Source organism: Methylobacterium sp. AC832 (assembly GCF_979256025.1).
Map to the genome: position 1 here is coordinate 322225 of NZ_CEEDMV010000001.1, position 25006 is coordinate 347230.

Below are 25006 nucleotides of genomic sequence, written 5' to 3' on the forward strand. Positions count from 1 at the left end.
GAATGGGTGAGCCGCTTCGCATCGCCATCCTGGCGCATTCCACCAATCCGCGCGGCGGGGTGGTCCATGCCCTGGCCCTCGGCGAGGCGCTCGTCGCCCTCGGCCACGAGGCCGTGGTCCATGCGCCGGACCCTTCGGGCAGCGGCTTCTTCCGCCGGGCCGCCTGCCCGGTGACCTCGGTCGCCGCGCGGCCGGTCTCGGGCTCCACGGTGGAGCTCGTGCGCATCCGCATCGAGGATTACCTGCGCCATTTCGCATCGCCGGCGGCCTGCGACTACGATGTCTTCCATGCGCAGGACGCCATCAGCGGCAATGCGCTTGCCACCCTCGCGCGCCGCCGCCTGATCCCCGGCTTCGTGCGGACGGTCCATCATGTCGACCTCTTCTCCGACCCCCAGCTCGCCTATTGGCACGACCGGGCGATCTTCGACGCCACCGCCCTCCTGTGTGTGAGCAGCCTCTGGCAGGGCGCACTGACGCGGGATTACGGTCTCGACGCGCTCAATGTCGGCAACGGTGTCGATACCGGCGCCTTCGGCCCCGCGCCGGGGGAGGGGGATGCGGCGCTCCGTGCGCACTGGGGCCTCGGTGACGGTCCCGTGCTCCTTAGCGTCGGTGGGTTCGAGGAGCGCAAGAACACCCTCGCCATCATCGAGGCCTTCGCGCGTTTGAGGGGTGAGCGACCGGACGCGCAGCTTCTCGTCGTCGGCGGTGCCTCGCTCCTCGACCATTCCGGCTACCAGGCCCGGTGCCGGGCCGCGCTCGACCGGAACGGCCTCACCCTCGGCCCCGGCCGGGCGGTGGTGGAGACGGGACCGGTGCCTCAGGCGGCGATGCCGGCCTTCTATCGCCTGGCCGACGCACTGGTCTTCCCCTCGCTGAGGGAAGGCTTCGGCCTCTGCGTGCTGGAGGCGATGGCGAGCGGAACGCCCACCCTCGTGTCCGACCGGCCACCCTTCACGGAATATCTGACGACCGGAGACACCGTGTTCGTCGATCCCGAGGACGAGGGTGCGATCCTCGAGGGCCTGCGCGCAATCCTCGAACCGTCCCTCCGCGGCCGGTTGGCGAGAGCAGGGATCGCTGTCGCCGAGGCCCATTCCTGGCGCGCCTGCGCCGAGAAGCACGAGTCCGCCTATGCGGCGCTCGCCGCCCGCAAGCAGGAGATGTCGGATGCCTGAAATGCATTTCCACGTGCGCTGGCCGGATGGCCGGCGCGAGGCCTGCTACTCGCCCTCCCTCGTCATCAAGGAGCATTTCGGAGTCGGCGAGACCTACGCCCTCGACGAGTTCGTCGCCCGCAGTCGGACGGCGCTGACCATCGCCAGCCAGCGGGTGGAGGCGCGCTACGGGTTTCCCTGCAGCCTCGCCCTCGGGCAGCTCGCGCGGATCGAGGCCGGTGCCAGGGCGCTCGCCGCGTTGCCCGATGCCCGCGTGCGGGTCGAGGCCTTCGAGGAATAGCGGACCGAGCCTGAAGGACGCCCCATGGACCAGATCCTGACGCCCCCCTCGCACCATTCCGTCATCGTCGTCGGCGGTGGCCAAGCCGGATTGTCGATGAGCTATCAGCTCCGGCAGCACGGCATCGACCACATCGTGTTCGAGAAGAACACCATCGCGCATGCCTGGAAGACGCAGCGCTGGGACAGTTTCTGCCTCGTCACGCCGAACTGGCAATGCCAGCTGCCGGGCTTCCCCTATCCGGGTGCCGAGCCGCATGGATTCATGCCGAAGGACGAGATCGTCCGGTACATCGAGGCCTATGCCCGGGCGATCGAAGCCCCCGTGGCAGAGGGGGTGACCGTCACGTCGATCCGCCGCCGCGCGGACGGCGGGTTCGCCGTGGCCACGAGCGGTGGCGATCACACGGCCGACCAGGTGGTGATGGCGATCAGCGGCTATCACGTGCCGTCGATCCCGGCCTTCTCCGCGCGGCTGCCCGCCGGATTGCGGCAGATCCACTCCTCGACCTATCGCAATCCGTGTCAGATGCCGGACGGTGCGGTGCTGGTGGTGGGCTCCGGCCAGTCCGGCTGCCAGATCGCAGAGGATCTTCATCTGACGGGCCGCAAGGTCCATCTCGTGGTCGGCAGTGCGCCGCGCTGCCCGCGCGTCTATCGTGGGCGCGACGCCGTCGATTGGCTCGCCGATATGGGCCAGTACGACCTCTCCGTGGAGAACCACCCGCTGAAGGAGGAGGTCCGGCGCAAGGCCAACCACTACCTCACCGGCCGCGACGGCGGCCGCGACATCGACCTGCGCCGCTTCGCCCTGGAAGGCATGAGCCTGCATGGCCGCCTCGACGCCATCGACGGGCCGGTGCTGCGCTTCGCCGACGATTTGAGCCGGAACCTCGACAACGCGGATGCGGTCTATACCGGCATCCAGGGCGCCATCGACAGGCACATCACCGCCAAGGGGATCGCCGCTCCCGAACAGGCGCACTACACCCCGCTCTGGGTGCCGGGACCTCACGCGCCGAGCCTCGATGCCGAGGCGGCCGGCATCGGCAGCGTGATCTGGGCGACGGGCTTCCGCGCCGATTACAGCTTCATCGACGCCCCCGCCTTCGACGGGCGCGGCCTGCCGATCCATACGCGCGGCGTGACCCCGGTGGATGGGCTCTACTTCATCGGCCTGCCCTGGCTCCACACCTGGGGCTCCGGCCGCTTCTCCGGCATCGCGCGGGATACGGAGTATTTGGCGGAGCGGGTGGTGGAGAGGGGGGCGAAACGCTCTGTCGGGGAGCCCCTTTCGATGGCGAGTTGAGGCAACAAAAACCGCCTCCGTCGAGTCACCCGGACCATTGCGTACGGTCCGGGTGACTCAGTATCTACTTACAGTTCGACTGTTGGATCACCCGATGATCTTATCGATGGTGATCGGCAGATCGCGGATACGCTTGCCGGTGGCGTGGTAGACCGCGTTGGCAATCGCGGCGGCGGTGCCGACGATGCCGATTTCGCCGAGGCCCTTCACGCCCATCGGGTTGGCTTTGTCTTCCTCCTCCACGAAAATCACGTCGATATCGTGGATGTCGGCATTCACCGGCACGTGATACTCGCCGAGATTGTGGTTCATGAACCGGCCGACCGCGTGGTCGAGCATCGATTCTTCCTCCAGGGCTGATCCGATCCCCATCACCACGCCACCGAGGATTTGGCTGCGCGCGGTCTTGGGGTTGATGATCTTGCCCGCCGCGATGGCGGACACGATCCGCGTGAGCCGGACCTGGCCGAGTTCCTCGTCGATCTTCACCTCGGCGAAGATGGCCGAATGCGTGTAGGAGGCGAACTCCTTCGCGTGCCCGGCATCGGGCCCCGCGCTCTCCGTGGCCTCAACCTTGTCGACGCCCGCAGCCGCCATGGCCTCCACCAGCGAGACGCTGCGCGACGGATCGCCCGCCACTTCGATCCGCCCGCCGGTGAAGACGACGCGTTCGAGATCGACATTGGCCAACGGTGAATCGTCCATGGCGCGGGCCATGGCGAAGACATCCGCCGCGATCTTTCGGCAGGCCTTCATCACCGCCGTGCCGGACGAGGCCGCCGTCCACGAACCGCCTGCGACGGGGGCTTCCGCCAGATCCGTGTCGCCGAGCTTCGTCGTCACGTCCTCCATGGGCAGGCCGAGGGCATCGGCCGCGATCTGGGTGAGGATCGTGTAGGTGCCGGTGCCGATATCCCCGGTGGAATTGCCGACCACGAGCTTGCCATCGGCGGTGAGCGTCGCCTGTGCCGAGGATTTCTGCATCAGGGCTTCCCACACGCCCGTGGCCATGCCCCAGCCGACGAGTTCCTTGCCGTCGCGCATGGAGCGCGGCTCGGGATTGCGCTCCGACCAGCCAAACAGCTCTGCGCCCTGCTCGTAGCAGGCGCGCAGAGATTTCGAACCGAAGGGCTTGCCCTCGGTCGGGTCCCTATCGGTGTAGTTCTTCAGGCGCAGGGCGATCGGGTCCTGCTTCGTCGCGTAGGCGAGTTCGTCCATGGCGATTTCGAGGGCGAAGACCCCGGTCACCGCCCCAGGCGCGCGCATGTCGGACGGCGTGAACGTGTCGATCTGCGTCAGTCTGTAGTCGAGGGCGACATTTTCGCAGCCGCCGTAGAGGATCGCCGACCAGTTGACGACGACCTCCTGGTAATCCTCGAACCGCGAGGTGCCGGACAGGGCTTCGTGACGGAGCGAGAGCAGCTTGCCCCCTTCGTCGGAGCCCAGCGAGATCGTCTGGCGCACGTCGGGGCGATAGCTCATCGTGAACATCTGGTCGCGGGTCAGCACCACGCGCACCGAGCGCTCCAGTTCGCGCGCGGCCATCACCGCGAGGAAGAGCTGGTATTGCGGGCGCAGGCCGAGGCCGAAGCCACCCCCGAGATACGGGTTGAGCACCCGCACCTTGTCCTTGTCCATGCCGAACACGCCGGCGATGTAGCCCTGGCTGTTCGAGACGCCCTGGATCTTGTCGTAGACGGTGATCCGGCCATCGCCCTCCCACACCACCGTGGACGCGTGCGGCTCCATCGGGTTGTGATGCTCGACGGCGAGCGTGTAGTCGTTTCGCAGCTGCACCGGCGCGGACGCGAAGGCGCCCTCGGCATCACCCCAGGGCTCCGGCGGCGGCTTGATTCCCGCGCGCTTCATCGGCGGTACGTAGCCGAACTCGCGCTGGCGCTCGACATCGGTGAGGGGCTCCTCGACCTCGTAGGCGACCTTGATCAGCGACGCGGCATAGCGGGCAGTGTCGAAATCCTCTGCGACGACCAGCGCGACGGGCTGCCCGCTGTAGAGGATCTTGTCATCGTAGAGGGCGCGGAACGGCGAGCCGGGGGGCGCCACGGCGTCCTGATAATTGTAGTCGAGCCACGCCGTGCGTGGCCGGTTCTCGTGCGTGAAGACTTTGACCACACCGGGGACGGCTTCCGCCGCCGCTGTGTCGATGGCGGTGATGCGGCCCTTGGCGATGCCGCCGGAGACGACGTAGCCATGGGCGAGGTCGGCCGCGGTGAATTCGCCCGCGTATTTCGCGAGGCCAGTGACCTTGGCAGGGCCGTCGACGCGGCTGCGTGCGGTGCCGACGAAGCTGTCCGTGCCGGTGGAGGAAATGCTGTTTGCCATGTCTGGACGGGTCCTCAGGCGATGCGCTTGTCGGATTGCGACTGCGGCGTGCCGGCCGCGGCCTGGCTCAGGCCGCGGATGATGGCGCGCCGGGCGAGTTCGACTTTGAAGCCGTTCTCGGATTGCGGCTGAGCCTGACGGATGACGATGTCGGCGGCGGCCTCGAACGTCTCACGGGTGGCGGGCTTGCCCTTCAGGGAGCTTTCCGCCTCCGCATTGCGCCAGGGCTTGTGCGCGACGCCGCCGAGGGCGAAGCGCGCCTCGGTGATCGTGTCGCCATCGCGCTTCATCACGGCGGCCACCGAGACCAGGGCGAAGGCGTAGGAGAGCCTGTCGCGCAGCTTCAGGTAGGTGTGGTGGGCGCCGAAATCCTCGGCCGGCAGATCGACGGACAGCACGATCTCATCGGCCGCGAGGGTGGTGTCCCGCTGCGGCTCGTCCCCCGGCAGGCGGTGGAACTCACCGAAGGGAATGGTGCGCTCACCCGCCGGCCCGGTGACCCGTACCGTCGCGTTCAGCGCCGCCAGGGCCACGCACATGTCGGACGGGTGGGTGGCGATGCACTTGTCGCTCGTACCGAAGATGGCGTGGATGCGGTTGACCCCGCCGATCGCCTGGCAGCCGGTGCCGGGATCGCGTTTGTTGCAGGGCATCGCGTCGTCATAGAAGTAATAGCAGCGGGTGCGCTGGAGCAGGTTGCCGCCGGTGGTGGCGGCATTGCGCAACTGGCCCGAGGCACCGGCCAGAATCGCGCTCGACAGGAGCGGATAGCGGCTCTTGATCCGCTCGTCATAGGCCACGGTCGCGTTTGTCACCAGGGCGCCGATGCCTAGGCCGCCATCGCGCTCTTCGATGGCCTCCAAGGGCAGGCGTGTGATGTCGACGAGGCGTTCGGGCCGCTCGACATTGTATTTCATCAGGTCGACGAGGTTGGTTCCGCCGGCGATGAAGCGGGCATTGGCGGCGGAGCCGATGGCCCGCACCGCCTCCTCGACCGTGGTCGGGCGGACGTAATCGAAGCGGTTCATCGGGCGGCTCCCGCGTGCATCACGTCTTCGATGGCATCGACGATGTTGGTGTAGGCTCCGCAGCGGCAGATGTTGCCGCTCATGGCCTCGCGGATCTCCTCACGCGACGTGGCGTGACCTTCCGAGATCATGCCGGCGGCCGAGCAGAGCTGACCGGGGGTGCAGTATCCGCACTGGAAGGCGTCGCGCTCCACGAAGGCGGCCTGGAGCGGATGCATCGCGCCGTCCTGGCCAGCGTGTCTGGCCAGCCCCTCGACGGTGACGATCTCGGCGCCGTCCTTCATCACGGCGAGTGCGAGACAGGAATTGATCCGCGTGCCGTTCACCAGCACGGTGCAGGCGCCGCACTGGCCGTGGTCGCAGCCCTTTTTGGTGCCGGTGAGGTCGAGCTCCTCGCGCAGCAGATCGAGGAGTGTGGTCCAAGGAGCCACCTGAAGCTCACGGACCTCGCCGTTGATGGTCAGGCTGATGCCGATGGCGGCTGGCGCCCCGGGTGATCCGCTGTCGATGAGCATGGGCATGTCCTGAGGGATCGGGACCGGTGAGATGCCGGCCGGGTTTCTCGAATGGCGATGCGGCCGCGGGGGGAAGATCTTCCGCGCCCCACGCCCGCCCACTCAATAACCGTTCCAAATTGAGCCTGTTCCCCGGTAGGGTGTTTCCGCTGGTGAGATGGATGTCGGGCGCCACCGGGCTGGTTCGAGGCGCCGCCGCCGGATGAGCACCGATTCGCCGGATCTGATAGTTCGAACGGGCGTGCAGGCTCAGATGCGCCGTCGGCTCAGCGATGCAGATGTCGTCGTCGATATTCCGCAGGCGTTGTCCCGACGCGCCGCATGAAGGCCCGCCGGAGGGTGTCGGCGTCGAGGAACCCGCAAGCGCTCGCGACCTGCTTGAGAACGATGTCGTCCGTTTCCAGAAGGCGCCGGACAGCCTCGATCCGGACGTTTTCCACGTAGGCGGCCGGTGTCAGTCCCGTCTCGGTCCGGAACAGGCGCGCGAAATGGCGCGGACTCATCCCCGCGCGCGCCGCGAGCTTCTCGACCGCGTGATCCTCCGCGGGATACGCAGCCACCCAGCGCTGCACCTCCTGCAAGGCCGATCGGCCGGCCGGTGCACTGAACCCGCGTCGGCTGAACTGCATCTGCCCGCCGCCGCGTCGAAAAAACATCACGAGTTGGCTGGCGACCCGGCGCGCGATCTCCGCGCCAAGATCCTCCTCGACGAGCGCCAGCGCGAGGTCCAGTCCCGCGGTGACCCCGGCCGCCGTCCTCAGCGGACCGTCGAAGAGGCAGATCGCATCGGGCTCGACCGACGCCTCGGGGTAGCGCGCCGCCAGCACTTCCGCCACGGCCCAATGCGTCGTCACTCTCCGGCGGTCCAGCAGGCCGGCCTGACCGAGCAGGAACGCCCCGCTGCAGACCGAACCGTAGCGCCGGCACTGCGTCGCGACTTTCGCGAGCCAGTCCAAGAGGCCGTTGTCGACGCCCGCCTCGTGCATGCGGGGCGCTCCCGCGACCAGCAAGGTGTCGAAGCGAGTCGGGTCGGTGCCGGGAGCGACGAGATCCACCACGAGACGCCGTCCCGACGACGTCAGAATCGTATCTGCGGCCGTTCCGACGATGGCGAGATCGTAGACATCCTCGCCGCTCTGGACGTTCGCCTCGGCAAAGACGTCGAGCGGGCCGGCCACGTCGAGCAATTGGACCCCGGGAAGGGCGAGGATGGCGACGAGTCGGGGCACCATTGGGGCTCCGTGGCTGAGGATGCATGAATGATGGCAGAAAATGCCGCTACACGATGATTGATGCCATCAAGGATGTCTCGTAGCTCGTTGGGAGGCTCAGCACAAAGGAAACCCGCTCATGAGCATTCCCACCTCGGCCACCATTCCGGACAGCAAATTGGCCCGTGCCGTCACTGAGTTCGTCCGGGACACGGAAACCGAACTCCTCTTCAATCATTCGAGCCGGGTCTACCAATTCGGCGCCTTGGCAGGCATCCGCCGCGATCTGAGCTTCGACCGCGAACTTCTCTACGCGGGAGCGATGTTCCACGACGTTGGCCTGATGCCGGACCACAGCAGCGCGGAGGAGCGCTTCGAGGTCGATGGCGCCAATGCGGCGCGCGACTTCCTGGCAGCGCACGGAGTACCGGAGGCGGATGTGTATACGGTCTGGACCGCCATCGCGCTGCATACGACGCCGGGAATCCCGGTCCACATGCATCCGGTGGTGGCACTCGTCACGGCCGGCGTCGAGATGGATGTGCTCGGTCTGACCTACGGAGAGTATTCAGACGCCGAGCGTGAGGCGGTTGTGTCGGCTTTCCCTCGGACGCCCGACTTCAAAGAGGATATCATTCAGGCCTTCTACGACGGCATCCGACACAAGCCGGGTACGACGTTCGGCAACGTCAAGGCGGACGTCATCGCCGACAAGGAACCGAGCTTCCGCAAGGGCAACTTCTGCGAATTGATCCGTCGCTCGCGCTGGCCCACCGGCGCCCATGCCCCGGGATGCGGCTGCGCTGATCGTGGCTGAAGCGTGGACCCTCGCGGCGAGCGGGTACGTTCTCTTCCCGTGTCGCACCTGAAGGTCCGATAGTCGCGTCGTTCGGTGAGGGATCGGGTGGAGCGCCGCAAACCGCATCCCGACGAGCGGCGTCCCGGCATATCATTCGTCAGGTGCCGACCATGCGAGCCCAAACGCTCCTCGATGACCGGAACACGGTTCCGGAATCGTGGGCCCCCTGAACCTTCCTGCATGTCGAAAGTCGTCCAGCCCGGTTTGCAGCCCTGAACGGCAATGTCGGTGGTTTGCGCCCACCCATCCCCTCGGCTAACCCTGTCGCCATCCCCGCTTGCCACAAGGACGCGCGATGGCCGCCCTCGACCCGGTTCTCAACGATATCGACCGCGACCTCGACAATGCCTTGGAGCGGCTGTTTGCCTTCCTGCGGATCCCTTCGATCTCCACCGATCCGGCCTATGCCGGGCATTGCCGCGACGCGGCGCAGTGGCTCGAGGGCAATCTGACGGCGCTCGGGTTCGAGACGGCCATCCACGAGACATCATTGCATCCGGTGGTGCTGGCGCATGCGCCGAAACCCGGCAAGCCGCACGTGCTGTTCTACGGCCATTACGACGTGCAGCCGGTGGACCCGCTGAACCTCTGGGCGACACCGCCCTTCGAGCCGCGCATCTCGGTGAACGCCAACGGCGAAAAACAGATCGTGGCGCGCGGCGCCTCGGACGACAAGGGTCAGGTCATGACCTTCGTCGAAGCCTGCCGCGCCTTCATCGCCATGGAGGGCGAGCTGCCCTGTGGCGTCACTCTGCTGATCGAGGGCGCCGAGGAGAACGGCTCTCAAGGATTGCCGGAATGGGTCGCGGCCAACCGGGAGAAGCTCGCGGCGGATATTGTCCTCGTCTGTGACACGAGCATGTGGAACCCGACCACGCCGGCCATCACCACGTCGCTGCGGGGCCTCGCCTATTTCGAGGTGAAGGTCACCTGCGCCGACCGTGACCTGCATTCGGGTTTCTTCGGCGGCGCGGCGCGCAACCCGATCCACGTCCTGTCGAAGATCATCGCCGACCTGCACGACGCGGATGGAAGGGTGGCCCTGCCGGGCTTCTACGACGGCGTGCGCGAGACGCCCGCGGACATCCTGGAGCAATGGCGCGGGCTCGACTTTACGGCTGACAAGTTCCTCGGCCCCATCGGCCTGTCGGAGCCGGCGGGTGAGCGCGGCCGCATGCTGATCGAGCTGATCCAGTCGCGCCCGGCCTGCGACGTCAACGGCATCATCGGCGGCTATACCGGCGAGGGCACCAAGACGGTCATCGCGGGAGAGGCCAGCGCCAAGGTCTCGTTCCGCCTCGTGGACGACCAGGACCCGGAACAGCTCGCCCGGACCTTCGAGGCCTTCGTGCGCGAAAGAATCCCGTCGGACTGCTCGGTGGAGGTGATCTGCTACAAGGGCAGCCGCGCCATCAGCCTGCCCTTCGACATGCCCGAACTGGACATCGCGAGGGGGGCACTCGCCGAGGAATGGGGCGTTCCCGCTGTCACCATCGGAGCGGGCGGCTCGATCCCCATCGTCGGCGACTTCAAGCGGCTGCTCGATCGCAACACGCTCCTCATCGGCTTCGGCCTGGATGACGACCGCATCCATTCGCCCAACGAGAAGTACGATCTCAGGAGCTTCCACAAAGGCACGCGCTCCTGGGCGCGCATCCTGGCGGCATTCGGGGCGAAGGAAGCGTAGGCGAGAGACTGCCCCATCTACTTCGCGAAGCGGGGCGAGACAGCGCCCCGCTCTCCGCGCGACGCGAGGCGTCAGCCTCGCATCTTGGCGTCGATCCAGCCCCAGAGTGCGCGGATCTCCCCGGCGGCCTGTCCCTGGGGCGCGTATTCGGTGACGCCAAGCCCCGCCGCCACGGCGTCCTGGTGGTCGACGCGCTGGACGATCCCCGGTTCTGCCAGGACGCCGAGGCCGCGCAGCTGCGCCGCATAGGCGTCGGTGCGCGCCGAGGGCGGAGGCGGGCATTGATTGAGTACGAGCGCCAAACGGCTCCGCATGCCGAGGCCGACGAGGGCCTGCAAGGTCGGCCGGGCGGCCACGAGGTCGAGCCGCGACGGGCGCACCGGGACCAGGACGAGGTCGGCGGCGCGGAGCGCGGGGGTGGCGCCGGTGGCGGCGCCGGCGGTATCGATCAAGACCAGCGTCGTCCCGTTCTCTGACGTCTGGTCGAGGATGTCGGGCAATTGCCCGATCTCCCAGGCCTGGATGCGGTCGACCGTGATGCCGTTCTGGCGGCGCAGGGCGCCCCATCCCATCAGCGAGCCCTGCGGATCGAGGTCGTAGGCGACGACGCGCTCGCCGGATTCCGCGGCCGCGACGGCGAGCGACGCCGCCAGGGTCGTCTTGCCGGTCCCGCCCTTCTGAACGGCCACGGCCATGACGCGCATCCGCCGGTCTTCGGCGGAGGAGACGGTCGTCACGCCGGGAAGCCGGACGACCTGGGGTGACGATGGGCAAGCATCCGCATTCTCTCCCTCGTTCCGGGGCGACCCGCTCCCACCCGAAGCGGGAAGCGCGGCCGACCGCTTTCTCCGGGTCTCAGAACCGTCCGCGGCGCTGCGCGTCGAGGCTCCACGGACCGGCGCCCGCGGCGGCGAGGTAGAGGAAGAGGAAGCAGAACAGAATGGACGCGTCGCCGCCATTGAGGGCCGGGAACGGGCTCTTTGGCGCATGGGCGATGAAATAGGCGAAGGCCATCTGGCCGGAGAGGATGAACGCCACCGGCCGCGTGAACAGGCCGAGGATGATCATCGCACCGCCGACGATTTCGAGGATCGCCGCGAACCAGAAGAGCGTGAACAGGGCCGGTGCGCTGCCGCCGCCCATGCGCACGGGGAACCCGAACAGCTTCTGCGTGCCGTGTTCCAGGAACAGCACCCCGGCGACGATGCGCAGGATGCTGAGGAGCCGGGGGGCCCAGGTGGCCGAGATCGCGTTGAGGTTCATGCGGGCGACAGTCTCCGACGGGGCGGCCGCTTTTACGGCCAAGCCTGCGCAATCAGCACGAAACCGGGGCCTGCGTCGACTCGTCCTGCGCGAAAAAAGGCAACCCGGCCCGATGAGCCGCGATGCCTTTACCAGTTCGCGTCGATGCTGCGCCGGCTACGGCTCCTTGAAGCCGTAATCAGGCACGCCTTCCTCGTTGCCGTAATACTTGTAGGGCAGGAACTTGCCCGAGAGGTTCATCTTCACCCGGTCGCCCTTGTTGTTGGGCTCGCGCTCCATCGTCATGTTGAAGTCGATGGCCGACATGATGCCGTCGCCGAACTCCTCCTGGATCAGCTCCTTCCAGGTGGTGCCGTAGACCATCACCAGCTCATAGAACCGGTAGATCAGCGGGTCGGTGGGCGGCATCTGCGCGATGGACCCGCGATAGGGCGCCTCGTTGAGCATCCGCTCCTCCGATTCCGTGAGGCCGAACAGCTCCGCCGCCTTCTTCGCCTGGGCTTTCGGCAGCTTCATCTGCCCCATGCAGGCGGCGGTGATGAGGATCGGCGAGATTCCACCGATCTCGTCCTGGATATGCTTCCAGGTCCAGCCCTTCTCGCGCTTGATGTCGAGGAGCTTTTCGGTGAGGTCTTCGCGCTTCATATGAGTTCTCCGATGGATCGAGACACGGGGGTGAGGGGCGGCGCGTGAGTCTGCGAGGCGCGGATCTACGACGCGGCAGGGACAGCAATCGGCTTCGGCTCGTCCGCACCAGGCCGCACCACGGGCGGGTGGCGCTGGTCGTAGCCGGCGGGCATGGCGTCCCGCAGGCTCTTCGAGCGGCTGACGAGGAAGTCCATCAGGTGGTTGCGCAGGGCGTAGTAGCCCGGCGAGTGATGGAGGTTCGCGCGCTCGCGGCGCTTGGGCAGCGGGTTCTCGACGATCTCCGCCACCTTGGCCTCGGGACCGTTGGTCATCAGGACGATGCGGTCGGCGAGGTAGATCGACTCGTCGACATCGTGGGTGATCATGAAGACGGTCTGGCCGGTCTCGATGCAGATGCGGCGCACCTCGTCCTGCAGCGTGCCCCGCGTGAGCGCGTCCAGCGCCGAGAACGGCTCGTCCATGAGCAGGATCTTGGGCTCGATGGCGAGTGCCCTGGCGATGCCGACACGTTGCTTCATGCCGCCGGAGAGTTCCGAGGGGCGCTTATGCTCGGAGCCGGCGAGGCCCACCGTGGCGATGGCCTTGCGGGCACGCTCCTCGACCTCGGCGCGGGACGCCTTGCGCCAGCGCGAGGAGACCGCGTAGGCGACGTTCCCGAGCACCGTTCGCCAGGGCAGCAGGGCGTGGCCCTGGAAGATCACGGCCCGGTCGAGGCTGGTTCCCTCGATCGCCTGCCCGTCGACGATGACGACGCCCTCGCTCGGCGCCTCCAGCCCGGCCAGGATGTTGAGCACCGTGGTCTTGCCGCAGCCGGAATGGCCGATCATGCAGACGAACTCGCCCCGCCGCATGGGCAGCCACAGGTTCTCGAACACGGTGTTCTGCTTGCCGCCGGGCGCGGGATAGCGCCGGGCGATCCCCTCGATGGAGATGAACTTTTCGGAGGACGACATGCGGCTGGTCCCGGCGGCGGGGTCGGGAGCGGCACTTGCGAAGCGCCGCGCGAAGGGAATGAGCTTGCTCATGGGCGCGACCTCACTCGGGGAAGGTGACGAGACGCTGAGCGCGCGCCAGCAACTGGTCGAGGATCATGCCCACGAGGCCGATGACCAGGATCGAGACGATCACATTGGTGATCGAAAGGTTGTTCCACTCGTTCCAGACGAAGTAGCCGATGCCGGTTCCACCCACGAGCATCTCGGCCGCCACGATGACGAGCCAGGCGATGCCGATGGAGATACGCATGCCGGTGAGGATCGTCGGGGCGGCGGCCGGCAGGATCACCGTGAAGGCGCGCCGGATCGGCCCGACCTCCAGGGTCCGGGCGACGTTCAGCCATTCCTTGCGCGTTCCGGCAACGCCGAAGGCGGTGTTGATCAGCATCGGCCAGAGCGAGCAGATGAAGATCACGAAGATCGCCGACAGGCTCGAATCCTTGATCGTGTAGAGGGCGAGGGGCATCCAGGCGAGGGGCGAGACCGGCTTCAGCAGCTGGATGAAGGGGTCGAGCGCCCGGCCCATCAGCGGCGACATGCCGATGAGGAAGCCGATGGGGATGGCCACCAGCACCGCGAGGCCGTAGCCCAGCGCCACCCGGCCGATGGAATAGGCGAGCTGGATGCCGAGCCCCTTGTCGTTCGGGCCACGGTCGTAGAACGGGTCTCTGAGGTGCTTCCAGGCGGTGGCGGCGACGTCGAGCGGACCCGGCATCGCCGATTTGCCGGTGGTGGCGCTCGCACCCATGAGGACCGCGTATTCCGGGTCCATGGCCTCGGTCTTGGCGACCCCGCCCACCGCGATCTGCCAGAGCAGCAGGAAGGCGGCGAGGACGGCCAGGGAGACGATGCCGGCGCGGAGCGAGAGGGAGGCCTTCATGGCTCAGCCCGCCCGCTTGATCGCGAAGGAGTTCAGGTACTCCTCGGGTTTCGCCGGATCGAAGACCTTGCCCATCACCGAGAAGGATTTCGACGTGGCGGTCGGCGGGGTGAGGCCGGCCTCCTTCATCAATCTCGCGGCGTCGGTGGCGAGATAGACCTTCTCGGCCACTGCTTTGTAATCGACATCGCCCTTGATCTGACCCCAGCGCTTCATCTGCGTCATGATCCAGACCGCGAAGGACGACCACGGGAAGGCGTCGAAATCGACGCGGTCCGGCACCTTGCGAACATTGCCGAGGCCGTCGGCGAAGGTTCCGGTGAGCACCTGCTCCACCACCGTCACCGGCTGGTTGAGGTAGTTGGCCGGCGCGATCTGCGCGGCGATCTCCTTGCGGTTCTCGATCTTCGAGGCATAGGCCGTCGCCTCGATCACCGCGCGGAGCAGGGCGGCGTAGGTGTTCGGGGTCTGGGTGACGAAATCCTGCGAGGCCGCGAAGGCGCAGCACGGGTGCCGGTCCCAGATCTCCTTCGACAGGATGTGGATGAAGCCGACGCCATCATAGACCGCGCGCTGGTTGACCGGGTCGGGGGCGAGGAACCCGTCGATGTTGTCGGCCCGCAGGTTGGCGACCATGTCCGGCGGCGGGACGGCGCGGATCTGCACGTCGGTATCGGGGTCGATCCCGGCCTCCGCGAGGTAGTAGCGCAACAGGTAATTGTGCATCGAATAGTCGAAGGGCACCGCGAGCTTGAAGCCCTTCCAGCTCTTCGGGTCGCGCCTGTCCTTGTGCTTCATCGCCAGGGTGATCGCCTGGCCGTTGACGTTCTCCACCGCCGGCATCGTGTAGGGGACGGGGTTGGATCCGACGCCGAGGGAGATGGCGATGGGCATCGGCGCCAGCATGTGGGCGGCGTCGTATTCCTTGTTCAGGGTCTTGTCGCGGATCACCGCCCAGCCGGCGGTCTTCACCACCTCCACGTTCAGCCCCTGCTTCTCGTAGAAACCCATGGGTTTCGCCATGATGATCGGCGTGGCGCAGGTGATCGGAATGAAGCCGACCTTGAGGTCGGTCTTCTCGGGCTTCGCCCCTTGCGCGAAGGCCTCGGCCACGAATTTCGTGGGCAAGAACTGGCTCACGGCGGCCAGCGCCGTCGCCGAGCCGACGCTCCTGAGGAAGGCGCGCCGCTGGGCATCCTCGGGGAACAGGGCCCGCATCACCGCGCCTTCGATGGCCCGAGTGATCGCGGCGTCGCCGGACGGAGCTTCGGCATCGTGCGCGGCTTGATCGCGATGGTTTCCGCAGGAGCAGCCCCCGCGCTTCAAGGTCAGCCGGGCGTTGAACGGATCGTCGAAGAGCGCCATGTCGCGGACCTTTCTGCGGAGACTGTCTCCTCATGGCAAACGCTGTGCCATCCATGGTTCCATTAAAAATCACAACCGGAACAATGGTTTGAGAGATAGACGAGCATAACGAAATATCGTCGATTACGGTTTTTCGTGACGCATGCTACGAGATATCGTGATGGAAAACTCAGTCGCGCCGCCTGCTTCGGCCTATGGCCCCGCCTTCGACAGGGCGGCGGAGGCGATGCTGGTGCTCGATCCGGTGGCCGACGAGATCCGGGACGCCAACCCGGCCGCCGCGCGGCTGCTCGGCTACGATCTCGATGTCCTGCGGGGCATGCGCGTCACCGGCCTTCATCCCGACCAGGTGCCGACGCTGATCGTCTTCACCCAGGCCGTCCAGGCGCGGGGCCGCGATTGGACCCACGCCCTCTCGCCGAGGCACGCGGAGGGGCACGGCCTCCATGTGGAATATAGCGGGACGATCCTGCCGGGCGAGCCTGCGCTCCTCCTCGTGAGCCTGTTCGACCTCGACGAGCGTCGCCGCCGCCTCGTGGATACGGAGGCCGATGCGCATATGCGCGCCGGCCTGACCGAGTGGCAGCGGATGGAGCGGATCTTTCGCGATATCGAGCGCGAGAACCAGCTGATCCTGCGCGCGGCCGGCGAGGGCATCTACGGGGTCAATGCCGAAGGCATCACCACCTTCATCAACCCGGCGGCGGAGCGCATGCTGGGCTGGGACGCGGCCGACCTCGTCGGGCGCGACATGCATGCCACCGTCCATCACAGCCACCCGGATGGCTGCCATTACCCGCATCAGGATTGCCCGATCTATGCCGCCTTCCGCGATGGGGCCGTGCATCAGGTGGATACCGAGGTGTTCTGGCGCCGGGACGGCACCCCGATCTTCGTGGAATACACGTCGACGCCGATCCGCGACCGGGGCCGGCTCCTCGGCGCGGTCATCGTGTTCCGCGACATCAGCCAGCGGCGGGAGGCCGACGAGCGCCTGCGCCAGGCCCTGGCGGAGGTCGATTCCCTGCGCCAGCGCCTGGAACTCGAGAACGCCTATCTGCGCGAGGAAATCCGCGAGGGGGGGCACCACCAGGGCATCATCGGCCGTTCTCCTGCCATCGAAGCGACCCTCCGCCAGATCGACCTCGTGGCCGGCACCGACGCCACCGTCCTCGTCACCGGCGAATCCGGCACAGGGAAGGAGCTCATCGCCCGCGCCATCCACGAGGCGAGCCGCCGCCGGGACCGGCCGCTGATCCGGGTGAATTGCGCGGCGATCCCGCGTGAACTGTTCGAAAGCGAGTTCTTCGGCCACGCAAGGGGCGCCTTCACCGGGGCTCTGCGCGACCGGGTCGGGCGATTCGAACTCGCCGATGGCGGCACCCTGTTCCTCGACGAGGTCGGCGAAATCCCCATCGACCTGCAGGGCAAGCTCCTGCGGGTGCTGCAGGAGCGGCAATTCGAGCGGATCGGCGAGGAACGGACCCGCCTCGTCGACGTCCGTCTCGTGGCCGCCACCAACCGCGACCTCAAGGCCGAGGTGAAGCGGGGGCGCTTTCGCGAGGATCTCTATTTCCGCCTCAACGTCTTTCCCATCGCGGCTGTGCCTCTGCGCGAGCGGCCGGAGGATATTCCCCTCATCGCCCAGCACTTCCTGAAGGGCGTGGCCCGACGCCTCGCCATGCCCGACCTGCGTCTCACGGAAGGCGATGTCCGCCGCCTCGCGCGCTACGACTGGCCCGGCAATGTCCGCGAGCTGGAGAACATCGTCGAGCGGGCAGCGATCCTGGCCGTGCGCGGGCGGTTGCGGTTCGACCTGCCCGAGGCCGAGAGCCCTGGTCCCCTCGAGGGCAGGCGCCCGCAGGGCGAGGTCTCACCTGGCCTCACCCCCGCCACCGAGGCCGAGCGAAGGGCGCGCGACCGGGCCGATATCTCCGCCGCCCTGGTCTTGAGCAAGGGCCGCGTCTTTGGGGCCGGAGGGGCGGCCGAACTGCTCGGCGTCAAGCCGACGACGCTCGCCTCCCGCATCAAAGTGCATGGCCTGACGGGTGTAGGCCGCTCTAACGACAAAGCTCGCTTCTAGTCGATCAACTCGTCCTGCGTGTATCTCAGATGGTCCGAGTTGTTGATGTAGGATATTGAATCGAATTTTCTCGATTGTGAAAGCTTCGCTTGAAGAGTCGCCAGCATAAAAGTGCTCAACACAAAAAGGGATGTGATGAGCGAGAGGCGGTCGGAGGCGCGATACAAGGTCATCCTGCCGGCTCTTTGCTGGGGGCGGCATCGGCAGAATTTTTATGCGGTCACCGACGATCTCTCCTCGGACGGCATTCGTTTCAAGTCATCGGTCGTGCCCGCCGTCGATGAGCGACTGACCTGCAGTATCCGCCATGCCGGATCCCTCGAAGCCATCGTCGTGCGAGCGGAGGCCGCTTCCTTCGCCATCCGCGTGCTCAGCGCCGACCATCCCCTCGGCCTCGTGGTGCAGAGCCTCCTCAGCGTCGCCAAATCGCAGAATCCGCCGCCCCTGGTGACGCGCGTCCATCCTCGTATCGTGCCGGAGATTCAGGACGTGCTGGTCACGACCGAGGCCGGATCGATGCTGCCCGGCCGTGTCATCAACATCTCGGCATCGGGTGTGGCCGTTTCCATGGAGGAGCCCCTCGACGTCGGCACGCTGATCGTCATCGGAAACACCAGGGCCAAGGTCGCCCGTCGGTTCGACAACGGCATCGGCGCGTCGTTTCTCTCGCCGCTTCAGGCGGACGCGGTGGGCCCGCATATCGTGCTCTGATCGCGGTCTCAGGGCTGTGCGGCGGCGCCGTTCGACCAGGGTGCTGCCGCGAACCGGCTTGTCAGGAAGGCGATGAGCGCAAGCACGCGGGCAGGGCGCGGGTCTCCCGGCGGCGTGACCAGATGCAGGGCGATGGGCGGAAGCTCCCATCCATGCAGCACCCGTTCGAGCCGCCCGGCCCGAAGATCCTCCCAGACCATGAAATCCGGCTGGACGGCGAGGCCGAGCCCGGCGCGAAGGGCGGGAGTCAGGGCGTCGGCATTGTTGGCCCGCAGCGGCCCGGCGGGAAGGATGACCGCCTCCTCGCCCTCGCGGCTGGTGAAGATCCAGCGGTCCGGGCTCGGTAGATAGGCGTAGCCGAGGCAGGCGTGGCGGGCGAGATCGCGCGGATGCTCCGGCCTGCCATGCCGGTCGAGATAATCCGGCGACGCCACGAGGGCGCGGTTCACAAGGCAGAGGCGTCGCGCCCGCAGGGAAGAATCCGCCAGCGCGGCGATGCGCAGGCCGATATCGAAGCCCCCGCCCACGAGATCCACGAGGGCATCGCTGAAATGGAGGTCCACCGAGACCTCCGGATACTGACTGAGGAAATCCGGAAGGATCGGGGCCACGTGGAGGATCCCGAACGACATGGGGGCGGCCAGCCTCACCATGCCGCGCGGAACCGATGACGAGGCCGTGGCCTGGGCTTCCGCCGCTTCGCCCTCCGCGAGGATGCGCGCGGCGCCGTCCCGCGCCGCATGGCCCATCTCTGTCAGGGCGATCTTGCGCGAGGTCCGGTGGAACAGGCGGCTACCGATCCGGGCTTCGAGGCGGGTGATCGCCTTCGAGACCGTGGCCTTCGACAGCCCGAGTTCATCCGCCGCCCGCCCGAAGGACCCTCTCTCGGCGACCTTCGCGAAGATCGCCCAGGCTTCGAAATCCGGCAGTTTCATAAGCGCATTTCCAGAAACGATAGGTTTCCATCGTTTCTGTTTTCATGCGGCATGCCAAGCCCCAGATTGTCGTCATCACGAAGCGGCGCGGTGGCCATCCACCGGCCAGCGCGTCCGGGAGACACGATCATGTCCGATAACGGCCTGCACCACGTCACCGCCTATGCCGGCGACATCCAGCGCAACCTCGATTTCTATCGCCGCGTTCTTGGCCTGCGCCTGGTGAAGAAGACCGTCAATTTCGACGATCCCTCGACCTATCACCTCTATTACGGCGACGATGCCGGCCGCCCCGGCACGATCCTGACGTTCTTTCCCGTCGCCCATGCCGCGCGGGGACGGGTCGGGATCGGCGAGACGCAGGAGACCGCCTTCCGCGTTCCCCGCGCCTCCATCGGCTGGTGGACCCACCGGCTGATCGAGAAGGGCGTCGACCACGACGCCCTGGTCCAGCTCTTCGGCGAGCCGGTCCTTCGCCTGCGCGATCCCGACGGGATGGTGCTGGCCCTGGTCGGGGTCGACGAGGCCACCGAGGGGGCGCCTTCCTGGACCGGTGCCGAGGTTCCGGCCGAGCACGCCATCCGAGGCTTCCACGGCGTCACCCTGCTCCTTAAAGAGGCGGAGCCGACGGCGCGGATCCTCACCGGGGTGTTCGGCTTCTCCGAGGCCGGGCGCGACGGGGCGATGACCCGCTACGCCAATGGCAGCGGCGTCGGTGGGTTCGTCACCCTCCGGGCGGTGGGCGAGTTCCTGCGCGGCCGGCCCGGTGCCGGCTCGGTCCATCACATCGCCTTCCGGGCGAAGGACGATGCCGAGCAGGCCGCCATGGTGGCCGATCTCACCGGCACCCATGGCCTGCAGGTGACCGAGCAGCGGGACCGCGCCTATTTCCGCTCGGTCTACTTCCGCGAGCCCGGCGGCGTGCTGTTCGAGATCGCCACCGACATCCCGGGCTTTGCCGTCGACGAGCCGGCCGAGACGCTGGGCGAGGCGCTCAAGCTCCCCGCCTTCCTCGAAGCGCACCGTGCGCGGATCGAGGAGGTTCTCCCCGTCATCGCCTGACACGGCCGCCCCTCCGCGAGGTGGGGCGGTTCCCACGCACTTTTCGCGAGGCCGTCATGACCAAGCTGTCCTTAATTCACCGTTTCGAGCCCGCGACCGTGGCCGGCTCGCCTCCGCTCCTGCTGCTCCACGGCACTGGCGGCGATGAGAGCGACCTGCTGCCCCTGGGTCGCGCCGTCTCGCCGGGCTCCGCCCTGCTGTCGCCGCGCGGACCCGTCCTGGAGAACGGCATGCCGCGCTTCTTCCGGCGTCCCGCCGAGGGGGTCTTCGACGAGGCCGACCTCCGGCGCCGTGCGCGGGACCTCGCGGATTTCATCGCGGTGGCTCGTGAGGCCTACGGAATCGCGGCCCCGGTGGCGCTCGGCTTCTCCAACGGCGCCAACATCGCCGCCGCCCTTCTCCTGCTCCATCCGGGCATGCTGGCGGGAGCGGCGCTGCTCCGGCCGATGATGCCGCTCGCGGAGCCGCCCGTTCCCGACCTGACCGGCACGCCCGTGCTGATGCTGTCGGGCATGGCCGATCCGATCGTGCCGGCCGAGAACGCCGCGCGTCTCGCCGGAATCCTCGGCCGGGCCGGGGCGGTTGTGGCGCACGACATCCAGCCGGCCGGGCACGGGCTCGGCCAGGCCGACGTCACGGCGGTTCAGGCGTGGATGGCCCGGATGGTCGAGGGAGAGCGCGCGGAAGCGAGGCGGCTTCGGTAGACCGCCTCGATCCCGTCGAGATGCCGGTCGAGGGTCAGCGGATCGGCCCAGAACAGGTCGTAGGCCGCATCCGACATCCGGCGCGCCTCCGCGTCGTCGGAGAGACGCATGAGGGCGGCGGCGAGGGAATCCGGTTTGCCGGACGCGAACCAGAGACCGTTGACGCCGTCCTCCACCGCTTCCCGTCCGGCGCAGATGTCGCTGACGATCACCGGCGTCCCCGCCGCCAGGGATTCGAGCACGGTGAGGGGCTGGCCCTCGTACCAGACCGAGGGGAAGACGAGGGCGCGGGCCGCGCGCATCAGCGCCTTGACCTCGGCCGGGTTCTTCCAGCCGAGGAAGCGGGCCTCCGGATAGTCCGACTCCAGTTGCGCCCGCTGCGGGCCGTCGCCGATGAACACGGCCGTCTGCCCGGCGAGGCGGGCGGCCTCGGCGAAGACGTTCGCGCCCTTCTCGGGCGAGACCCGCCCGACGAAGACGATGTCGCCCAGCGGCCGCTCCGCCTTCCGCCCGAGGGGCTCCGCGTCCACGGGGTTCGAGACTTCGAAATAGCGCGTCCGTTTCGGCAGGTAGGGGGTGAGAACGGTCTTCTGAAGCCGGCTGATGGTGATGACGGTGGCCGCGCTGCCCACCAGCCCCGACCCCCGCATCAAGGCATGGCGGCCGACCCGCATCAGTTTGCGGGCGTAGCTCCGGGAATCGCAATTGTAGGCGATGCAGGCGGGCGAGAGCGGAGTGCGGTGGCAGGCGGCCGAGATCGGGTAATCGTAGAAGCCACCATTGGGGCAGGCGAGATAGTATTCGTGCATGGTGAACACCACCGGCACCGTCGTCGCCTTCAGCACCGGCCCGATGGAGGGCGACAGGGCCTTGGCCCAGCCATGGACGTGGACGACGCTGTCTTCCGGATCGTAGCCGGAGAGAAGCGCTTGGAGGCGAAGCGCCGCCGGCCGGTTCCAAAGCCATTGCACGCCGAAACTGGCGAGCGAGGTCGTGAGCGCCACGTCGGTCTGGCCAAGCACGATCACCTCGATACCGGCGGCCGCCAGACGCGGATCGGCCGGGCCGACGGCTGCGAAGAACACGACCCGGTGGCCGCGTCCCGCGAGGCCGAGGGCGCTCTCGATGGCGACCTTCGCCTGCCCACCGTTGATGAAGGCGTGATCGGCGACGATGATGATGGTCATGACCGCATCGGACCGGGTGATGGTCATTTACGCGCGATGACGAAGGCGAAGCTGGTGAAGGTCCGCCAGTCGCGGCTCCGGGCGAGGCGGGTGAACGCGTCGTCGATCTGGCGCAGGCCGGGCAGCTTGTGGAAGTAGCTGTAGCCGTAGAACGGCAGCACGACGATCTCGCGAAAGCCGATCTCCTTCAGGAGCGGCACGATCACCGCCTCGCTGCCCCGGCAGTAATTGTAATGCGCCGGGAACTTCGGGTTGCCGCCATCGTCCCTGCGGTCCGGGAACAGGGTGTGGAGCACGGCGCGCGACAGGGCCTCCGGCATGAGCTGGTTGGCGACGAAGGGCGGGGCGAACAGGGTGGGAAAGAAGCTGAGCGCTGCGCCGCCCGGGGTTAGGAGACCATGGATGTTGCGCCACATCTGCGCCACGTCCGGCACATGCTCCATCACCATCGAGCAATAGGCGAAGTCGAACCGGTTTCGGCCGATGGTGTCGAGGGTGGAAGGCGAGGCGATGTCGCAGCAGAGTTTCGAGAATTCGGGCGGCGCGAGATCGAGCTCCTTCTGCGAGATGTCGTTGATCGTCACCCTGATCCCATGCCGGACCAGTTCCGGCGGCTGGAAGACCGGGTCGCGCCCGCCGCCGATCTCGAGATGGTCGCGAAGGTCGTACTCGTTGGTGAGGGCGACGATTGTGTTCTTGTAGTTCTCCCAACTCCAGTTCCAGTCGGGCGAATAGCCTAGGTCGCGCGCGATGGCGCGGATGTCGCGCGGGGCCACCAGCGGGCGTGTGGCCGACGCCTTGGGGGTGGTCGGATCCGGGTTCGCACTCGTCATGCTCATCGCGATGCGCGCCTTCTGAAGCGGTCGAGCCGCGTTGCAGCAGTGAGGGCTGCCTGTCTGACAACGAGCCTAAAGCGTACCCGGTTACGGAGATCTCACGGTCTTCCGGGCGGTCAATGAATTTCGAAGGCAGCCTTAACGGCCCATGGCCTTAATCGCGCCATCATGGACCGTTGTTCAGGGTGGGCCGGTCGTCTCGGCGCGGTAACTCACCCGCGTCTTCCGACGATGGCCTTCCGAAGGATGCCACGCCTTGCTTCTCCCCGCGCGACGCCATCGTCTTCGTGACGAGCCAGACCGGGGTGACGCCTGATGCTACCGCCGCACCGCTGGTTCTGGATGCTCATTCTCGTCGCCTGCAGCGGCGCCGGGCTCCTCTACGACCTTCTGTTCGCCAACGGCGCCTCGCCGCTGGCCGGGGTGATCTATGGCCTCGCGGTGGGGGCGACCACCCTCGCCTTCGACCGTGGCCTGATCTTCGGCGGCCTTCAGGCGCGCCTGCGCCAGTTGCCGGCGAAGATCTACGTGCTCACGGCCGAGCTCGCCTATGTCCTGATGATCGCCAGCGGCATCGCGCTCGGGGGCCTCGTCGTCTGGGCCCTGGGCCTGACCGGGGACGCGCTCAAGGACGCCGTCAAGATCACGCCTCGGGTCCTCGCCTACTCGCTGGCAGTGTCGGCGATGCTCGTCTTCGTCATCCGCATGCGCGATCTCATCGGCGGCGAGGTGTTCGTGAACTTTCTCGTCGGCCGCTATCACAAGCCGGTGCGCGAGGACCGCATCTTCCTCTTCCTCGACGTCGTCGGCTCCACCGCCTTCGCCGAGACCCATGGCGACCTGAAGGCCCAGGCCTATCTCGGCGCGGTCTTCGCCGCCCTCGCCGAGCCCGTGCGCCGCAACCACGGCTCCACCGACGATTACATCGGCGACATGGCCATGATCACCTGGCCGATGGAGCGGGGCCTCAAGGACGGGCGCTGCGTCGCCTGCGTGTTCGACGTCCTCGACAGGATCGAGGCCGAGGCGTCGATCTGGCAGGCCCGATTCGGCGTCGTACCCCGTTTGCGGGCGGCGCTGCATGGCGGATCCATCGTCACGGCCGAAGTCGGGGTCGACCGGCACAAGATCGCGTATTTCGGCGACACTGTGAACGTGACTTCGCGGATCGAGGCCCTGTGCCGGCCCCTGGGCACCGAGATCCTGATTTCAGACGATCTCCTCGCCCGCCTTCCGCGCCTGCCTGATGGCATCCACGCCCGCTCGCTCGGCGCCCACGCCCTGCGTGGCCGGGGCCAGCCCCTCGCCGTCTCGACTCTGGAGCGGGTGGTTCCGGCGCTCGAGGAGGCCGAGGGCGGACGGAGCGTGACCGCGCCCTTGGCCGCGCCCTTGGCGGCGTCCGCATGAGCGAGCCGGCCGCCGACCGTTCGATCGTCGTCTACATCGACGCCGATGCCTGCCCGGTGAAGGACGAGACCTACCGGGTCGCCGGCCGCTACGGCCTGCATGTCTACGTGGTGGCGAACAGCTTCATCACCCTGCCGCGGGAACCCTGGATCGAGCGCGTCGTCGTCAGCGACCGTTTCGACGCCGCCGACGATTGGATCGCGGAGCACGCCCGGCCGGGGGCCGTCGTCGTCACCTCGGACGTGCCTCTGGCGAGCCGCTGCGTGAAGGCCGGCGCCGAGGTGCTCGCGCCGACCGGGAAGCCCTTCAGCGAGAGCGGGATCGGCCTCGCCCTCGCGACCCGCAATCTGATGCAGGATCTGCGCGAGGCGGGAGCGGTCACAGGCGGCCCGCGCCCGTTCTCGGCCCGGGACCGCTCGGCCTATCTCGGCGCGCTGGATCGGACCGTGATGCGGCTCAAGCGGGGCGGCTTCAGCTGAGGTTCGCCCTGTCCCGAGCCGCGTCCGAGATTCGTTTCG

24 protein-coding genes are annotated in these 25006 nt (G+C 67.5%); 11 read left to right on the forward strand and 13 right to left on the reverse strand.

The window, feature by feature from the left end; translation table 11 throughout:
- Positions 1 to 2: 2 nt before the first annotated feature.
- From AC0IXR_RS01515 to AC0IXR_RS01525, 3 genes are read left to right on the forward strand one after another with little or no spacing between them, the layout of a single operon-like run.
- On the forward strand, positions 3 to 1181 hold the full coding sequence (locus tag AC0IXR_RS01515) for an MSMEG_0565 family glycosyltransferase (protein WP_056427850.1): 1179 nt from the start codon (positions 3 to 5) through the stop codon (positions 1179 to 1181).
- Positions 1174 to 1461 (forward strand): MSMEG_0570 family nitrogen starvation response protein, encoded by a 288-nt coding sequence (locus tag AC0IXR_RS01520; RefSeq protein ID WP_056427847.1) that lies wholly within the window; start codon positions 1174 to 1176, stop codon positions 1459 to 1461. Before AC0IXR_RS01515 ends, AC0IXR_RS01520 begins: the two co-directional genes overlap by 8 nt.
- A 24-nt stretch (positions 1462 to 1485) precedes the next feature.
- Positions 1486 to 2769 (forward strand): MSMEG_0569 family flavin-dependent oxidoreductase, encoded by a 1284-nt coding sequence (locus AC0IXR_RS01525; RefSeq protein WP_056427844.1) that lies wholly within the window; start codon positions 1486 to 1488, stop codon positions 2767 to 2769.
- Between the two features lie 87 nt (positions 2770 to 2856).
- Here AC0IXR_RS01525 and AC0IXR_RS01530 read toward each other — a convergent pair whose 3' ends face one another.
- The 4 genes from AC0IXR_RS01530 to AC0IXR_RS01545 form a co-directional block, all read right to left on the reverse strand.
- Complete coding sequence (locus tag AC0IXR_RS01530; RefSeq protein ID WP_471759493.1) at positions 2857 to 5112, reverse strand: xanthine dehydrogenase family protein molybdopterin-binding subunit; 2256 nt, start codon at positions 5110 to 5112, stop codon at positions 2857 to 2859.
- Between the two features lie 14 nt (positions 5113 to 5126).
- On the reverse strand, positions 5127 to 6140 hold the full coding sequence (locus AC0IXR_RS01535) for an FAD binding domain-containing protein (RefSeq protein WP_471759494.1): 1014 nt from the start codon (positions 6138 to 6140) through the stop codon (positions 5127 to 5129).
- Positions 6137 to 6655 carry a (2Fe-2S)-binding protein gene (locus tag AC0IXR_RS01540; RefSeq protein WP_056428587.1) on the reverse strand — a complete coding sequence of 173 codons (519 nt, stop codon included), beginning with the start codon at positions 6653 to 6655 and terminating at the stop codon, positions 6137 to 6139. Before AC0IXR_RS01540 ends, AC0IXR_RS01535 begins: the two co-directional genes overlap by 4 nt.
- 266 nt (positions 6656 to 6921) lie before the next feature.
- Entirely contained in the window at positions 6922 to 7887 is a 966-nt protein-coding gene (locus tag AC0IXR_RS01545; RefSeq protein WP_471759495.1) for a GlxA family transcriptional regulator, read from the reverse strand.
- Positions 7888 to 8005: 118 nt separating this feature from the next.
- Here AC0IXR_RS01545 and AC0IXR_RS01550 point away from each other — a divergent pair, with 118 nt between their 5' ends.
- Both AC0IXR_RS01550 and AC0IXR_RS01555 read left to right on the forward strand, forming a co-directional pair.
- Positions 8006 to 8683 (forward strand): HD domain-containing protein, encoded by a 678-nt coding sequence (locus AC0IXR_RS01550; RefSeq protein WP_471759496.1) that lies wholly within the window; start codon positions 8006 to 8008, stop codon positions 8681 to 8683.
- A 337-nt stretch (positions 8684 to 9020) separates the two neighbouring features.
- Positions 9021 to 10412, forward strand: coding sequence for a dipeptidase (locus tag AC0IXR_RS01555; RefSeq protein ID WP_471759497.1), 1392 nt, complete (start codon positions 9021 to 9023; stop codon positions 10410 to 10412).
- Positions 10413 to 10483: 71 nt separating this feature from the next.
- On the opposite strand, the gene AC0IXR_RS01560 is transcribed toward AC0IXR_RS01555, so the two are convergent.
- From AC0IXR_RS01560 to AC0IXR_RS01585, 6 genes are all read right to left on the reverse strand, one after another.
- Positions 10484 to 11116 (reverse strand): nucleotide-binding protein, encoded by a 633-nt coding sequence (locus AC0IXR_RS01560; RefSeq protein WP_311275958.1) that lies wholly within the window; start codon positions 11114 to 11116, stop codon positions 10484 to 10486.
- A gap of 151 nt (positions 11117 to 11267) precedes the next feature.
- Positions 11268 to 11675 carry a DoxX family protein gene (locus tag AC0IXR_RS01565; RefSeq protein ID WP_056427822.1) on the reverse strand — a complete coding sequence of 136 codons (408 nt, stop codon included), beginning with the start codon at positions 11673 to 11675 and terminating at the stop codon, positions 11268 to 11270.
- 156 nt (positions 11676 to 11831) lie between these two features.
- On the reverse strand, positions 11832 to 12320 hold the full coding sequence (gene cynS / locus AC0IXR_RS01570) for a cyanase (protein ID WP_056427819.1): 489 nt from the start codon (positions 12318 to 12320) through the stop codon (positions 11832 to 11834).
- 65 nt (positions 12321 to 12385) lie between these two features.
- A complete protein-coding gene (locus tag AC0IXR_RS01575) occupies positions 12386 to 13348 on the reverse strand; it encodes an ABC transporter ATP-binding protein (protein ID WP_471759498.1) in 963 nt (320 codons plus the stop codon).
- A 10-nt stretch (positions 13349 to 13358) separates the two neighbouring features.
- Positions 13359 to 14198, reverse strand: coding sequence for a nitrate ABC transporter permease (gene ntrB, locus AC0IXR_RS01580; protein WP_419952942.1), 840 nt, complete (start codon positions 14196 to 14198; stop codon positions 13359 to 13361).
- Between the two features lie 3 nt (positions 14199 to 14201).
- Positions 14202 to 15563, reverse strand: a complete 1362-nt coding sequence (locus AC0IXR_RS01585) for a CmpA/NrtA family ABC transporter substrate-binding protein (protein ID WP_471759499.1) — start codon at positions 15561 to 15563, stop codon at positions 14202 to 14204.
- Positions 15564 to 15723: 160 nt separating this feature from the next.
- Here AC0IXR_RS01585 and AC0IXR_RS01590 point away from each other — a divergent pair, with 160 nt between their 5' ends.
- Together AC0IXR_RS01590 and AC0IXR_RS01595 are read left to right on the forward strand one after the other, a co-directional pair.
- Entirely contained in the window at positions 15724 to 17646 is a 1923-nt protein-coding gene (locus AC0IXR_RS01590; RefSeq protein ID WP_471759500.1) for a sigma-54 interaction domain-containing protein, read from the forward strand.
- A gap of 135 nt (positions 17647 to 17781) precedes the next feature.
- Positions 17782 to 18357: a PilZ domain-containing protein gene (locus AC0IXR_RS01595; RefSeq protein ID WP_471759501.1), complete on the forward strand. Its 576-nt coding sequence runs from the start codon at positions 17782 to 17784 to the stop codon at positions 18355 to 18357.
- A gap of 8 nt (positions 18358 to 18365) precedes the next feature.
- Here AC0IXR_RS01595 and AC0IXR_RS01600 read toward each other — a convergent pair whose 3' ends face one another.
- Complete coding sequence (locus tag AC0IXR_RS01600) at positions 18366 to 19292, reverse strand: LysR family transcriptional regulator (RefSeq protein ID WP_471759502.1); 927 nt, start codon at positions 19290 to 19292, stop codon at positions 18366 to 18368.
- A gap of 129 nt (positions 19293 to 19421) precedes the next feature.
- Here AC0IXR_RS01600 and AC0IXR_RS01605 point away from each other — a divergent pair, with 129 nt between their 5' ends.
- Together AC0IXR_RS01605 and AC0IXR_RS01610 are read left to right on the forward strand one after the other, a co-directional pair.
- The gene (locus AC0IXR_RS01605; protein ID WP_471759503.1) at positions 19422 to 20354 is read left to right on the forward strand and encodes a ring-cleaving dioxygenase; all 933 of its coding nucleotides are present in this window, start codon (positions 19422 to 19424) and stop codon (positions 20352 to 20354) included.
- A gap of 56 nt (positions 20355 to 20410) precedes the next feature.
- A complete protein-coding gene (locus tag AC0IXR_RS01610) occupies positions 20411 to 21058 on the forward strand; it encodes an alpha/beta hydrolase (RefSeq protein ID WP_471759504.1) in 648 nt (215 codons plus the stop codon).
- Here AC0IXR_RS01610 and AC0IXR_RS01615 read toward each other — a convergent pair.
- Together AC0IXR_RS01615 and AC0IXR_RS01620 are read right to left on the reverse strand one after the other, a co-directional pair.
- On the reverse strand, positions 20998 to 22245 hold the full coding sequence (locus AC0IXR_RS01615; RefSeq protein WP_471759505.1) for a glycosyltransferase family 4 protein: 1248 nt from the start codon (positions 22243 to 22245) through the stop codon (positions 20998 to 21000). The genes AC0IXR_RS01610 and AC0IXR_RS01615 overlap by 61 nt on opposite strands.
- Before the next feature lie 23 nt (positions 22246 to 22268).
- A complete protein-coding gene (locus AC0IXR_RS01620) occupies positions 22269 to 23084 on the reverse strand; it encodes a class I SAM-dependent methyltransferase (RefSeq protein WP_461235193.1) in 816 nt (271 codons plus the stop codon).
- A 312-nt stretch (positions 23085 to 23396) separates the two neighbouring features.
- On the opposite strand from AC0IXR_RS01620, the gene AC0IXR_RS01625 reads away from it, so the two are divergent.
- Both AC0IXR_RS01625 and AC0IXR_RS01630 read left to right on the forward strand, forming a co-directional pair.
- Complete coding sequence (locus AC0IXR_RS01625; RefSeq protein WP_471759506.1) at positions 23397 to 24488, forward strand: adenylate/guanylate cyclase domain-containing protein; 1092 nt, start codon at positions 23397 to 23399, stop codon at positions 24486 to 24488.
- Positions 24485 to 24967 (forward strand): YaiI/YqxD family protein, encoded by a 483-nt coding sequence (locus AC0IXR_RS01630; RefSeq protein WP_471759507.1) that lies wholly within the window; start codon positions 24485 to 24487, stop codon positions 24965 to 24967. The genes AC0IXR_RS01625 and AC0IXR_RS01630 overlap by 4 nt, the downstream gene beginning before the upstream one ends.
- The last annotated feature ends 39 nt before the right edge of the window (positions 24968 to 25006 follow it).

Bases quoted from the DNA above. Each gene is read 5' to 3' on its own strand.
- AC0IXR_RS01565 (WP_056427822.1), bottom strand. From the start codon at position 11,675: ATGAACCTCAACGCGATCTCGGCCACCTGGGCCCCCCGGCTCCTCAGC.
- AC0IXR_RS01585 (WP_471759499.1), bottom strand. From the start codon at position 15,563: ATGGCGCTCTTCGACGATCCGTTCAACGCCCGGCTGACCTTGAAGCGC.
- AC0IXR_RS01515 (WP_056427850.1), top strand. From the start codon at position 3: ATGGGTGAGCCGCTTCGCATCGCCATCCTGGCGCATTCCACCAATCCG.
- AC0IXR_RS01520 (WP_056427847.1), top strand. From the start codon at position 1,174: ATGCCTGAAATGCATTTCCACGTGCGCTGGCCGGATGGCCGGCGCGAG.
- AC0IXR_RS01530 (WP_471759493.1), bottom strand. From the start codon at position 5,112: ATGGCAAACAGCATTTCCTCCACCGGCACGGACAGCTTCGTCGGCACC.
- AC0IXR_RS01535 (WP_471759494.1), bottom strand. From the start codon at position 6,140: ATGAACCGCTTCGATTACGTCCGCCCGACCACGGTCGAGGAGGCGGTG.
- AC0IXR_RS01560 (WP_311275958.1), bottom strand. From the start codon at position 11,116: ATGCGCGTCATGGCCGTGGCCGTTCAGAAGGGCGGGACCGGCAAGACG.
- AC0IXR_RS01525 (WP_056427844.1), top strand. From the start codon at position 1,486: ATGGACCAGATCCTGACGCCCCCCTCGCACCATTCCGTCATCGTCGTC.
- AC0IXR_RS01575 (WP_471759498.1), bottom strand. From the start codon at position 13,348: ATGAGCAAGCTCATTCCCTTCGCGCGGCGCTTCGCAAGTGCCGCTCCC.
- AC0IXR_RS01625 (WP_471759506.1), top strand. From the start codon at position 23,397: ATGCTACCGCCGCACCGCTGGTTCTGGATGCTCATTCTCGTCGCCTGC.
- AC0IXR_RS01600 (WP_471759502.1), bottom strand. From the start codon at position 19,292: ATGAAACTGCCGGATTTCGAAGCCTGGGCGATCTTCGCGAAGGTCGCC.
- AC0IXR_RS01610 (WP_471759504.1), top strand. From the start codon at position 20,411: ATGACCAAGCTGTCCTTAATTCACCGTTTCGAGCCCGCGACCGTGGCC.
- AC0IXR_RS01550 (WP_471759496.1), top strand. From the start codon at position 8,006: ATGAGCATTCCCACCTCGGCCACCATTCCGGACAGCAAATTGGCCCGT.
- AC0IXR_RS01605 (WP_471759503.1), top strand. From the start codon at position 19,422: ATGTCCGATAACGGCCTGCACCACGTCACCGCCTATGCCGGCGACATC.
- AC0IXR_RS01590 (WP_471759500.1), top strand. From the start codon at position 15,724: ATGGAAAACTCAGTCGCGCCGCCTGCTTCGGCCTATGGCCCCGCCTTC.
- AC0IXR_RS01630 (WP_471759507.1), top strand. From the start codon at position 24,485: ATGAGCGAGCCGGCCGCCGACCGTTCGATCGTCGTCTACATCGACGCC.
- ntrB (WP_419952942.1), bottom strand. From the start codon at position 14,198: ATGAAGGCCTCCCTCTCGCTCCGCGCCGGCATCGTCTCCCTGGCCGTC.
- cynS (WP_056427819.1), bottom strand. From the start codon at position 12,320: ATGAAGCGCGAAGACCTCACCGAAAAGCTCCTCGACATCAAGCGCGAG.
- AC0IXR_RS01615 (WP_471759505.1), bottom strand. From the start codon at position 22,245: ATGACCATCATCATCGTCGCCGATCACGCCTTCATCAACGGTGGGCAG.
- AC0IXR_RS01545 (WP_471759495.1), bottom strand. From the start codon at position 7,887: ATGGTGCCCCGACTCGTCGCCATCCTCGCCCTTCCCGGGGTCCAATTG.
- AC0IXR_RS01540 (WP_056428587.1), bottom strand. From the start codon at position 6,655: ATGCTCATCGACAGCGGATCACCCGGGGCGCCAGCCGCCATCGGCATC.
- AC0IXR_RS01555 (WP_471759497.1), top strand. From the start codon at position 9,021: ATGGCCGCCCTCGACCCGGTTCTCAACGATATCGACCGCGACCTCGAC.
- AC0IXR_RS01595 (WP_471759501.1), top strand. From the start codon at position 17,782: ATGAGCGAGAGGCGGTCGGAGGCGCGATACAAGGTCATCCTGCCGGCT.
- AC0IXR_RS01620 (WP_461235193.1), bottom strand. From the start codon at position 23,084: ATGAGCATGACGAGTGCGAACCCGGATCCGACCACCCCCAAGGCGTCG.